This is a genomic window from Acinetobacter sp. C13, from assembly GCF_016809775.1.
GTDB lineage: Bacteria > Pseudomonadota > Gammaproteobacteria > Pseudomonadales > Moraxellaceae > Acinetobacter > Acinetobacter pittii.
The window spans coordinates 59,895-72,508 of record NZ_JAFBJL010000004.1 but is presented as its reverse complement, the minus strand read 5'-3'; the positions used below and the strand labels follow the sequence as shown (position 1 = coordinate 72,508).

Sequence of the window (12,614 nt, the reverse complement as noted above, 5' to 3'; positions counted from 1 at the left end):
CACTCAGTGTCGAATATCGAAAAACCTAAAGCCACCTATGAGCAAGCAATTGCCATAGATAATGCACGTCTGGGGCAATCATTTAAAGTGATTGCCTATGCGGGTACAGGTAAAACTACTACCTTACAAATGATTAGTGATGCCATGCCTGAACGGCGCGGTATGTATCTAGCATTTAACAAGGCAATTGCAGGCGAAGCACAAAACAAATTTCATCGTAATGTAGATTGTCGTACTTTTCACTCCCTCGCTTTTCGCAGTGTGCCACGAGGTGTGACTGATAAATTACGCTTACCTCGCTTAAGCCCAAGTTTTATTGCAAAAGAATATCGACTACAACCTATAACTTTGCGACGCATGATGGGTGGACGTTATGAAAAATACGTCTTAATGCCAAGTCGCCTCGCAAGTCTTGTCGCCAATGCTGTCAGCTATTTTTGCTCGACCAGCTCGCAATACCCTGCTCCTCGACATATTCAGGCACCAAACTGGTTACATCCAGACGATATTACCGAGCTACAAACTCATCTTTACCCTGCTGTTGAACGCCGCTGGTTAGAGTCAATCGACCCAAATCATCAGGCAGGAATTGGTCACGATATTTACCTCAAACTTTGGGCATTGTCTGAACCGAACATTCCAGCCGATTATGTACTATTTGATGAAGCACAAGATGCCGATCCTTTAATGTTGGGCATTTTGCTTCGTCAAAAAAATACTCAGGTTATCTATGTTGGCGATGCACATCAGCAAATCTACGCGTGGCGTGGTGCAATTAATGCCATGCAGCAATTACCATTGCCAGAGTCTCGCCTCACCACTTCTTTTCGTTTTGGTGAAACGATTGCCGATGTTGCCAATGCATTGCTGGGCGGCTTAAATGAAACTGTTCCTCTGCTTGGTAATCCAAACCAGAAATCAAGTGTTGTAAATAAACCACACACTAAAATGCGTGATGCGATTTTGTGCCGTACCAATGCTCGTGCAATGGAACTTTTATTAGCTGGTTTAGTTCACGGCGATAAAGTAAGTTTGCAGGCTGACCATCAAAAACTAAACCGTTTTGTAGATGCCGCAAGCCTCTTAAAGCAAGGAAAACGGGTTACTGATGTACCTGAATTAGCATGGTTTAATTCATGGCATGATGTCCATGAATACTGTGAAACTAATGAAGGTAGTGATATTAAGCCATTGGTTAAACTTGTCGATGACCACGGCACCGACCCACTAAAAAAAGCGCTTGCAAAGATTACACCACTTGAGCAAGCTGACTACGTCATCTCTACAGCCCACAAAGCGAAAGGCTTAGAATGGAACCGCGTTCATATTGAAGATGACTATCAATTTAAAATTAATGGGTTAGAACACAAGATTACCGATGAAGAATTAAGATTACTGTACGTTGCCTGTACTCGTGCTAAAGTAAGTCTAAATATCCATCATCTTTATGATCTGATACAACAATTAAAACTAAGGGCGCCTTTAAGTCTTCGTCAGTCGGTTGGTTGAAGCGCTCATATTTAGGTGAGCCTATGAAACTTGAATCTGTCCAATTTAAACATATTGCTCTGTTTCACGACCTTAAAATACACTTTCACTATGAAAAACAGCCAATCACCTTAATTTTGGGTGAACAGGCAACTGGTAAAAGTATGTTGCTCAAACATATTTACCATGCTTTAACTTGGCTCCCTGCTCGCCTTAAAGATTTGCGTAGTCCCGGTATTGTCATGCCTGATCAAGACATTACTCAGTCACGCCTACAATCAAAAATTGAAGTGACCATTCAAGTTCCTTCAGAAATAGGTCATCTGCCAGAAAGTACCTCTGCTCAGCAGGTAGATTCTTCGCTGTGTAGCTGGAAACTTTTTAAAACCCTAAATGCAAGTGGGATTGGAGTGAGCCAAGTTGAAACTCAGCAACTTGACCAAACCATGGCTCTTTATCAACAAGTCATAAAAAAAGATCCATTACAGGGGCTTCCCTTAATCGCTTACTACCCAGCCGAGCGATTTGTGAATGATATTAATCTTTTGAATAAAAATTTACCCGGCATTACTCAAGCCATTTCAGCCTATGACATTAGCCCACTACCGTTTACAACTTTTACACGCTTTTTTGAATGGCTACGAGAAATCAGTGATATTGAAAATGCTCAAGCTGCATATCTAGTACAACGGATTAGATCGAAACAATCAGATCAGCAAGATCAAACAGAATTATTAAATGAGCTCCAAAAAGAGTTATCAGGGCAACCTAAACAGCTTACCTCACCCAATCTCTACGCCCTCAAGAATGCATTAAATATAGTTCTGCCTGAGCTTAAAGATCTCTATCTACAATACCAGCCTCGACTGCAACTCATGGTCAACTATGAAGATCAAACCTTACCTTTTCAGCAACTTTCAAATACAACAAAAACTTGGATTGCTTTAGTAGGCGATATAGCCCGCCGTCTCTGTTTACTCAATCCTTTAAGTTTAAACCCTTGCCTTGAGGGAGATGGCGTTTTACTCATTGACCAGATTGATACACAGCTCGACTCAACGCATTGCTCCGAGATCTTAAATCGGCTTCATCAAGCATTCCCACGCCTACAAATTATTGCAACAGGAAGTCGTGAAGAGCTACTCGAACATGCCTCGACCTATCAATGTCTAAAATTAGAGCATGGTAAAATTAGCCATCTTGACCTAAATACGACCAAGCAACAGCTTGAACATATCTATACCTTACTTCAAAGAAGCGAACCTTTAACACCATCTATAGAAGCACAGCCTCTGAGTTTAATAGACCCAACACCAGCACAGATTGAAGTTTTATTTCAGCAGATTCAGGGTTTAACTGAACAACAAAAAAATGAATTATTAAGGATGATTCATGCGGGAGACGCACCGGAAGAAAGCCCTTCGGTTTGAGTTTTATAATCAAAAAACTACACTCACAAAATATATGGTGGAGTACGTTTTTTTAGGCACTAAAATAACTAGATGTTGTTACTACATGTAATAACATCAGATTTTCAATGCTTTTTTAGTGTACAATAAATTTCATTTTGCGTTTTTATTCTTCAAGTTGCGCAATACAACTTGTTTCTCGCTTTATTTTCTAATTTGGTTGGGTTTTCGGAATAATAAGCTTTGGAACTCTCTTTGAATTCCTATCTATTCTGAAATTAAAATTTCACCTTTAGGTTTCGACCTAAATCACATATGGATACGAGTGTGCTACCGATAATTATCTTATTACCGTTAATATTAGGCACCACCCTTGTTTCATTGCTTCAACGGTTCTCGCGTGGAGTAACGGCTTTAGGGGCAATTGGAGTCAGTTTAACCAGTTTTGGTTTATTACTGACTCAAGCTAAAACTGTGCTTGGTGGTGCAAGCATTCAACAAAGCTGGGATTGGCTACCTCAATTAGGGATTAATCTAAGCTTTAGACTTGATGCTCTTGGTTTATTATTTTCTCTTCTTATTACCGGTATCGGTACACTCATTTATATATACGCCTATTATTATTTAGGCCCTAAAAATTCATTAAGTAAACTCTATACTCTACTCATGCTGTTTATGGCAGCAATGCTGGGTATTTCGCTCTCTAATAATCTTATTATTTTATTAGTCTTTTGGGAGCTCACCAGTATTTCATCTTTCTTGTTAGTGGGATATTGGAGTCACTATGAAGCTGCTCAACGTGGCTCTCGGATGGCACTCACAATTACAGGAATGGGCGGTTTAGCAATGCTAGGTGGATTTGTTCTATTAGGACAAATCACTGGAACCTATGAAATTAGCGAAATCATGGGCATGAAAGATGCGATCCAAGCCCACGCTCTTTTTATTCCAATGTTATTGCTTATTTTGCTTGGCGCATTTACAAAGAGTGCTCAGTTTCCATTTCATTTTTGGTTACCTAACGCAATGGCGGCACCAACACCAGTGTCCGCTTACCTGCACTCTGCGACCATGGTAAAAGCCGGGATTTTTCTACTTGCCCGCTTACTTCCAATCTTTATAGGCGCTGCGATTTATCATAATATCGTTACGTTTGTCGGCCTATTTACGCTCTCTATGGCAGCGTGTTTTGCCATTTTCAAAGAAGATTTAAAAGGACTGTTAGCCTATTCAACCATTAGTCATTTAGGGCTTATTGTTTGTTTACTCGGGATCGGTTCTCCTTTAGCGGTTGCCGCTGCTATTTTCCATATTATTAACCATGCAACATTTAAAGCAGCGCTGTTTATGCTTGCAGGCATTATTGATCATGAAACTGGCACACGTGATCTTCGAAAACTCAGTGGTATTTGGCAATTACTTCCTTTCACCGCCACACTCACCATGATCACCGCTGCCTCTATGGCAGGTGTACCACTTACCAATGGCTTTATTTCAAAAGAAATGTTCTTTACCGAGCTATTGGCGAATCTTTCAGGCTCAACGGTTATCTTTGCCAGTATCATTGCAACTCTGGCTGGTATCTTCGCAGTAAGTTATTCAATTCGCTTAGTACATGGTGTCTTCTTTGACGGCCCAATTGGCAAACAAGTGCCAAATAAAGACGCACATGAACCACCTATCGGGATGCGTGCTCCAGCCATCCTTCTTGCTGTGCTTTGCATCTTGGTCGGCGTTCTGCCTTCGTTATTGGTAGAACCACTGGTCAATAGCGTAACTAGAGCAAGCTTAATGCAACCAGAATTTGCGGGTACACACCTTGCAATTTGGCATGGATTCAATGCTCCTCTTGTGATGAGTATTATTGCTTTGGTTGGCGGTACGCTGTTCTACTTTGCTTTAGCAAAAGACGGCATGATTCGTAAAATTGACCTTGACCCACGTCTAGGCAGATTACAAGGCCGTATCTTATTTGATTTATTTTTAAAACATCTGCTGCTTACAAGCCGAAAAATCAAACAAAAAACTGAAAATGGTTCATTGCAAAGTTATTTGTTCTGGATCATTGCTTTTAGCATCATCATGGTTACTATGCCTTTACTCAATCAAGGGTTGAGCACAGGTACACGTGAACTCACCCATGCTCCATGGATTGCTGTAGTTCTTTGGCTGACGTTGTTCTCAGGCTGTTGGATGATGCTCTGGTTCCACCATGAGCGTATTAAGGCAGTACTTATCAGTGGTGCAATTGGTTTAGTAGTAACGATGGTCTTCGTCACCATGTCAGCACCAGATTTAGCGCTGACTCAAATTACAGTAGATGTAGTAACCACTGTTCTCTTACTAATGAGCTTATCGTTACTTCCACAGCTCACACCGTATGAATCTCGTCGCTCTAGACGTTTGAGAGATGCTGCCTTAGCAATTATTGGAGGTTTAGGAATTGGCTGGATTACTTGGCTCATTTTAACCCGTGATCATAATTCGATTTCTTGGTTCTTTGCCCAACAGTCTTTACCACTTGGTGGCGGCTCAAATATTGTAAATGTCATTTTAGTTGACTTCCGTGGCTTCGATACCTTCGGTGAAATTACAGTATTAGGCATCGCTGCGATTGGTGCCCTATGTTTAATGGATGGTATGCGTGTACACGGCACAACCATGACGCAAGGTCTCACCTACCGTTTTAATCCATCTCCACTTATGTTCCGTATTACGGCCTCTTGGGTATTACCGCTAGCGCTTGTCGTCAGTGTTTATATCTTTTTGCGAGGACATAACTATCCAGGCGGTGGCTTCATTGCAGGTCTAATCACCTCAATGGCGCTAATCATTCAATATATTGCATTAGGTCAAGATCAAGCAGAACAGCTATTAAAAGCGAAGTCTGGCCGCCTTTACGAAGTCTGGATTGGCACAGGATTAACGATTGCAGGTCTGACTGGTATAGCAGCATGGTTCTGGTTACGTCCGTTCCTCACGAGTGCTCATGTCTATGTTGAATTACCAATTCTAGGAAAACTACATCTAGCTTCAGCTGCAAGTTTTGACTTGGGTGTTTATATCACCGTTGTAGGCGCGACAATGTTGCTCATCTCTGTATTAGGCGACTCTCGTCATTCGAGTATGTCCGGTCCTGTACCACATCGGGAGGAATCATCATGATCAGTTTAGAATTCTTACTGGCTTCTGCTATTGGTTTACTTGTTGCCACAGGTATTTATCTGATTTTACGTGCTCGTACTTTCCCTGTTGTGCTCGGATTGGCTGTAATCGGTTATGCAGTAAACCTATTTTTATTTGCTATGGGTCGATTACAAATCAGCTCACCAGCAATTTTAACTGAAACAACAAAAATAACCGATCCACTTCCTCAAGCGTTGGTGTTAACCGCCATCGTGATCGGTTTTGCAACTACAGCGTTTATTGTACAACTTGCGCTACGTAGCCGTTATGAATCAGGTAGTGATCATGTTGATGCTAAAGAAGATGCTTCCCCAACATACGACCCACGTGAGGATGAGCCGTGATGTTTGATTTTTTATCTTTTTGGCAACAACACACGCCTATTTTTAGCATTCTCATCCCAGCATTTACTGCTTTTATCTTATTACTGTTAGGTAACCCTGGGGCAGGTGCTTTAAAAGATGACTGGCGTCAGCCTTGGCGTCGTGGCATTAGTCTCGTCTCAGCAATTGCCGGATTAATTACAGCTATTGTTTATCTTAGTTACGCCAGCACAGGACAAATTACTGTTTACCAATTAAGTGAATGGTCAGCGCCATTTGGTATTGTGCTTGTACTCGATCGTCTTTCAGCTTTTATGCTGGCACTGTCTTACGCATTAGCAGTACCAGTTTTATGGTATGCAAGTGATAACTGGGATACGCGTGGTCGCTATTTCCATGCCATGGTACATTTCCTATTAATGGGAATCTGTGGAGCATTTCTAACAGGCGACTTATTTAACCTTTTCGTCTTTTTTGAAATCCTGTTGATGGCTTCGTATGTGTTGCTCTTACATGGACAAGGCAAACCTCGTTTTCAGCTTGGCGTTCACTATGTCATTATCAATCTTTTAGCCTCTGCTCTCTTCTTAATTGGGCTTGGTATGATTTATGGCAGTGTGGGTAGCCTCAACATGGCGGATGTCTCACGTCTTATACCGACACTTGAAGCAGATCAACACAAATTAGCAGTCGCTGGTTCGTTACTTCTCTTTGTTGTTTTCGGTATTAAAGCAGCAATGCTTCCTGTCGGTTTTTGGCTACCAAAAACCTATGCTGTTGCAAGTACGCCTGTAGCTGCAATTTTCACCATTATGACCAAAGTCGGGATCTATTCTATTTTACGTGTAAATGGAACAGTATTTGACGATGCGCTTAGTCAAGAAATCTTAAAAAGCTGGTTATTGCCTATTGGCTTAATTACTTCACTCTATGGTGTGATTGCAGCAATTGGGGCAGATCGTTTACGTCGCTTTGTCGGCTTTATGGTTCTTTCTTCAATTGGTACCTTGCTTACAGCAATTGCCATGTCAAATACACAAGCATGGTCTGGTGCTTTATATTATTTAGTGCACAGTACATTGATCGGTGCAGCTTTTTATCTATTTTGTGGATGGATCACTTCACAACGTGGAGATTTTAAAGATCATTTAAAAGTTGCCCCAAGAATCAAACAAGAAAAAGCGGCTATGCTGACTTATTTCTTGATTGCCATGATGCTTGCAGGTTTGCCACCTTTTAGTGGTTTTCTTGGAAAAGTATTCATTTTACAAGCGACAGTTGAAGCTAGCTATCAAGGCTGGATTATTGGTGTTGTGCTTGTTGTAAGCTTATTAAGTATTATTGCACTCACACGTGTTGGTTTTATCCTATTCTGGCGCGCATCTGCTCCAGAAGAAGATCCAATCCATCCAGCTTATATTCTTTATCGTGCTTTGCCAGAACGCGCACCACCACGTAATGATCAAGTCATTTATCTATTACTGGCTGGTTTAATCGCTTATGTTGTCTTTGCTGCACCAATTCAGCATTACACATTAAGCACCGCACAACAAATTCAGGACCATACACTTTACCAGCACTCTATTCTTAAAATAGATCAAAACGGTGAAGTCATCAGTGTGCAACCATATGACCCAGCTTACTTACCGGAAACCAAGTACGGCGGTGAAGTTGAAGATCATAATGCTTATCTTGTTCCAGATATTATTTCGAAAGATACGTTCAATGGCGAACATATTTCTGAATATAAACAACGACAAATTCAGCAACAGGACAAACTCCAAACGCCTACCATTGTTGATGAAAGTCAATTGAAACCTATGGAGCCCTAACAATGCATTTATCTCATTTGCTTGAACGCTGGTTTCCACATCCATTTGTTTCGGTTCTCATCGTTTTATTTTGGTTGATGCTGGCGCATAGTCTTGATGCGAGTGATCTTTTGACTGCGATGCTTTTGGGCTTAATCATCCCCCGTTTAGTCAAACCGTTTATTACCCGCACACCGCATATTCACTGGAAACCTGCTGTTAAACTATGTTTTGTAGTTCTTTGGGATATTATTATTTCTAACTTTAAGGTCGCAAAACTTGTTTTGGGACCTACTAAAAAATTACATCCTAAATGGTATCGCGTACCTTTAGAGACAGAACATGAGCAGGTCAACACCTTACTTGCAATGATCATTACCACAACACCAGGTACGGTTTCTGCGGGTATCGATCAGGAACGCGGGGATATTCTGGTTCATGCTTTGAGCACAGATAATACCGAATCTGATATTCAAGACATCAAAGAACGTTATGAAATTCCTCTTATGGAAATTTTTGATGTGAAAAGTAAAACGGAGGCAAGTGCATGACAATCCTACCCTATGCTCTAGGTATTAGCTTGATTGCCGTTACAATCTCGATGCTACTTTGCCTTTTTAGATTGGTTATGGGCCCATCAATTGTAGACCGCCTTTTAGCGCTCGATACACTTTTCCTCAATGCAACTTGCCTCATTGTTGTGTTAGGCATTTATTGGATGACGACTTCTCTATTTGAAGGAGCACTATTGGTTGCGATGTTAGGTTTCGTATCTACAGCCGCCTTAGCACGCTACTTCACAACCGGTCATGTTATCGATTAAGGAGAGGTCAAATGCAATTTACAATGGAAATTATTGTTTCGGTCTTTCTGGTTTTTGGCGCCTTCTTCATGTTAGTTGGCTCAATCGGTATGGTCCGTTTACCTGACTTATTCATGCGCTTACATGCGCCTACCAAATCGAGTACGCTCGGCTTAGGAAGCTTCCTGATTGCTTCCATGATCTTTTTTGCTTTCCAAGGTCGGTTCGGTTTTGCCGAGCTACTCATTACCCTTTTAGCTTTTATTACCGCGCCTGTTTCGGCTAATTTGATTGCTCAAGCTGCGCTACATTTACGTTTACGCTCATTGAGTGGTGAAGTACCTGAAGCCATTGAACGCCCTCTACCTTGGGACCGTTACAAAATTGGTCAACGCTTTTCACAAAACAAACCGCCAATGGAACCTCCTAAAGAATAAAAAATTGAATCAATAAAAAAGCCACCCGAAGGTGGCTTTTTTATTTTGAGTTTTAATTACTCTTGGTCATCTGACTTACGTTCTGGTAAATCTTGTACCGCTTTTTCGATTAGACCAAACATATAGTTACCATATGCATTTGTCTTATCGTAATGGAAACGTAAGCGAGGCGTAATACGAGTCTTAATGCGACGGCTCAATTCATGACGCAAGAAACCAGAAGCTTTATTTAATACATCTAAAGTTTCTTTATTTGCTGCTTCACTTTGCTCATCGCCGAGTTCACGTCCCATAACGGTGACATAAACTTCAGCATAACCCATATCCGCACTGACTTTCACCGCAGAGATGGTCACTAGACCACCTAAGCGAGGATCTTTAAGCTCTTGACGGATCAGCTCAGACAACTCACGTTGTACTGAATCCGCCATGCGCTTTAAGCGTTGGCTACCCGCCATTAAAGACTCCGTTTAATCAATTGAACATCATACACTTCGATCTTATCTTGTGGCTTGATGTCTTTATAACCTTTCACCGCAAGTCCACATTCCATACCAGCACGAACTTCATCAACAACATCTTTATAACGACGAAGAGATTCAAGCTCACCTTGGAAAATTACAACATCATCACGTAATACGCGAATCGGTTTATTACGATGTAATGTGCCTTCAAGTACCATACAGCCTGCTGCTGCACCAAACTTACTTGAGTGGAATACTTCACGTACTTCCGCAACACCCAAGATTGTTTCACGATGTTCAGGAGCAAGTTTACCGCTCATGGCATCTTTCACATCATCAATTAATTCATAGATGATGCTGTAGTAACGAATATCAATACCATCTTGGTCACTTCGTTGACGAGCAGTCGTATCGGCACGAACGTTAAAGCCTAACAATACAGCTTCTGAAGATTCAGCAAGGATTACATCAGACTCAGTAATCGCACCAACACCTGAGCTAATTACACGAACTTTTACTTCGTCAGTAGATAATTCATGTAGAGCAGCATTCAGTGCTTCTAAAGTACCACGTACGTCTGTTTTCAAAACAACGTTCACTGTAGGAACATCTTTTTTGCCCATTGACGACATGATATTTTCAAGGCGCATAGCACTTTGACGATCAATACGTTTTTGACGCTCACGGTCAGCACGAGCATCGGCAACTTCACGCGCTTTCTTCTCGTCATTTACAACAAGAACTTCATCACCCGCCATTGGAGCATCTGGAAGACCCAGAATTTCTACTGGAATAGATGGTCCTGCTGATTTAATTGGCTTACCATTTTCATCAGACATTGCACGGACACGACCATAAGACGAACCTGCAAGAACAAGGTCACCAATGTTTAATGTACCGTTTTGAACAAGAATCGAAGTTACTGCACCACGGCCTTTATCTACACGTGCTTCAATAACAACACCTTGCGCAGCACCTTCAGCAGATGCTTTTAATTCCATCAATTCTGATTGAATAAGAATTAAATCAAGGAGTTCATCAATACCTTGTCCGCTGTGTGCAGAAACTTTAGCAATCGGAACATCACCACCCCATTCTTCTGGAACGATTTGTTTCGTTGTTAATTCATTTAACACACGGTCTGGATCAGCAGATTCTTTATCCATTTTGTTGATTGCAACAATAATTGGAGTACCTGCTGCACGAGCATGGTCAATTGCTTCTGCAGTTTGTGGCATTACACCGTCATCTGCAGCAACAACTAATACAACGATATCTGTTGCTTTAGCACCACGTGCGCGCATTGAAGTAAATGCCGCATGTCCTGGTGTATCAAGGAATGTAATAATTCCTTTGTCTGTTTCAACGTGATATGCACCAATATGCTGGGTAATACCACCTGCTTCCCCAGCCGCTACTTTCGAACGACGGATACGGTCAAGCAATGATGTTTTACCATGGTCAACGTGACCCATAATGGTAACAACTGGCGGACGAGTTGTTTGCTCACCACGAGCTTCTTCAGCTGCTTCAAGCAAGTTATCTTCCGCTTGTGTATCAGAAACTAAAACAGGGTTGTGGCCCATTTCTTCTACAACAAGCGCCGCTGTGTCTTGATCAATAGCTTGATCTTGATTAACCAATTCACCCATTTTCATAAGTGTTTTGATAACTTCACGCACTTTAATGGCCATTTTTTGAGCAAGATCAGCAACAACAATGCTTGAACCGATTTCTACATCATAAACTTGCTTTTTAACTGGCTTTTCAAATCCATGCTTATTCGCTTGGCTTGATTTTAAACCACGTTTGTTATGGTTAACAAAGCTTTGCTCTTCTTGACCACGACGACCACCTTTCTTCCCAGCACGTGGGTTAGTGGTTGCGCCACCGCGTTTAATTTCACGGTCTTCTTGCTTAAATGAATCTTCATAAGCTTGGCCAACTAGACCTGAAGCAAGTGGGGAATCATCAATCACACGAATTGTCGTAGTAGCATCGTCATTTGAATACTTAGACGCCATTTTGCGCATTTGTTCAAGTGTACGTTGCTGAGCTTCTTCAGCCGCTTTACGACGTGCAGCTTCTTCAGTTGCTTTTAACTGAGCTGACTGCTCTTCACGAGCTCTTTTCTGTTCTGGAGTTTCAGCTGGTTTTGGCGCAGGTTTTACTGTACCGCCACCACGCTTTTTCACTACAACAGCAGCTTTTGGAGCTGTCTGTGCAGCACTATCTTGTTGATGAGCAGCACGCATCGCATCTAAAGTTGCTTTAGCTTTTTGCTCTGTTTGAAGACGCGCTTTTTGCTCGGCAGTTTCACGCGTTTGCTGTTCTACACGTGCTTTCGCTTCAGCTTCTGCACGTGCTTTAGCTTCGGCTGCAATTTGTTCAGGGTTTGGTTTAGCAAAAACCTGTTTTTTACGTACTTCTACGTTAATCGTTTTTGCTTTACCTGAAGTACTTGCAACTTTAGCGGTACTGGTTGTTTTACGTTTCAACGCAATTTTTCCTGTGTTACCACTTTCCTGACCATGAACTTTTTTCAAGTGATTGACCAAAGTATCCTGTTGTTCAGTGGTAATAATGTCGTCTGCTGTACGTTGAGGCAAACCTGCTTCACGAGCCTGTTCTAGGAGCTTCTCAACAGGACGTCCTACACTGAGAGCTAACTCTTTAATCGACTTGTCCGTCATA

General features: G+C 41.7%; 10 protein-coding genes. 8 read left to right on the top strand and 2 right to left on the bottom strand.

Going from position 1 to position 12,614, the window contains the following annotated elements; translation table 11 throughout:
- Positions 1-6 precede the first annotated feature (6 nt).
- The 8 genes from JGE69_RS12575 to JGE69_RS12540 all read left to right on the top strand — a co-directional run bounded on the left by JGE69_RS12575 (position 7) and on the right by JGE69_RS12540 (position 9,456).
- Positions 7-1,509, top strand: a complete 1,503-nt coding sequence (locus JGE69_RS12575) for a UvrD-helicase domain-containing protein (RefSeq protein WP_032062860.1) — start codon at positions 7-9, stop codon at positions 1,507-1,509.
- Between the two features lie 23 nt (positions 1,510-1,532).
- Positions 1,533-2,918 (top strand): AAA family ATPase, encoded by a 1,386-nt coding sequence (locus tag JGE69_RS12570; protein WP_199113760.1) that lies wholly within the window; start codon positions 1,533-1,535, stop codon positions 2,916-2,918.
- Positions 2,919-3,212: 294 nt separating this feature from the next.
- Complete coding sequence (locus tag JGE69_RS12565) at positions 3,213-6,062, top strand: monovalent cation/H+ antiporter subunit A (protein ID WP_104075060.1); 2,850 nt, start codon at positions 3,213-3,215, stop codon at positions 6,060-6,062.
- Entirely contained in the window at positions 6,059-6,427 is a 369-nt protein-coding gene (locus tag JGE69_RS12560) for a Na+/H+ antiporter subunit C (protein ID WP_002115033.1), read from the top strand. The genes JGE69_RS12565 and JGE69_RS12560 overlap by 4 nt, the downstream gene beginning before the upstream one ends.
- Positions 6,427-8,238, top strand: coding sequence for a monovalent cation/H+ antiporter subunit D (locus JGE69_RS12555; protein WP_199113762.1), 1,812 nt, complete (start codon positions 6,427-6,429; stop codon positions 8,236-8,238). Before JGE69_RS12560 ends, JGE69_RS12555 begins: the two co-directional genes overlap by 1 nt.
- Positions 8,239-8,240: 2 nt before the next feature.
- Positions 8,241-8,768: a Na+/H+ antiporter subunit E gene (locus JGE69_RS12550; protein WP_086393977.1), complete on the top strand. Its 528-nt coding sequence runs from the start codon at positions 8,241-8,243 to the stop codon at positions 8,766-8,768.
- Positions 8,765-9,040: a monovalent cation/H+ antiporter subunit F gene (locus tag JGE69_RS12545; protein ID WP_005065886.1), complete on the top strand. Its 276-nt coding sequence runs from the start codon at positions 8,765-8,767 to the stop codon at positions 9,038-9,040. Before JGE69_RS12550 ends, JGE69_RS12545 begins: the two co-directional genes overlap by 4 nt.
- An 11-nt stretch (positions 9,041-9,051) precedes the next feature.
- Positions 9,052-9,456, top strand: a complete 405-nt coding sequence (locus JGE69_RS12540) for a Na+/H+ antiporter subunit G (protein WP_005065884.1) — start codon at positions 9,052-9,054, stop codon at positions 9,454-9,456.
- Positions 9,457-9,512: 56 nt separating this feature from the next.
- On the opposite strand, the gene JGE69_RS12535 is transcribed toward JGE69_RS12540, so the two are convergent.
- Positions 9,513-9,914: a ribosome-binding factor A gene (locus JGE69_RS12535; RefSeq protein WP_002114836.1), complete on the bottom strand. Its 402-nt coding sequence runs from the start codon at positions 9,912-9,914 to the stop codon at positions 9,513-9,515.
- Positions 9,914-12,613, bottom strand: a complete 2,700-nt coding sequence (gene infB, locus JGE69_RS12530; protein WP_002114697.1) for a translation initiation factor IF-2 — start codon at positions 12,611-12,613, stop codon at positions 9,914-9,916. Before infB ends, JGE69_RS12535 begins: the two co-directional genes overlap by 1 nt.
- Position 12,614: the final 1 nt, after the last annotated feature.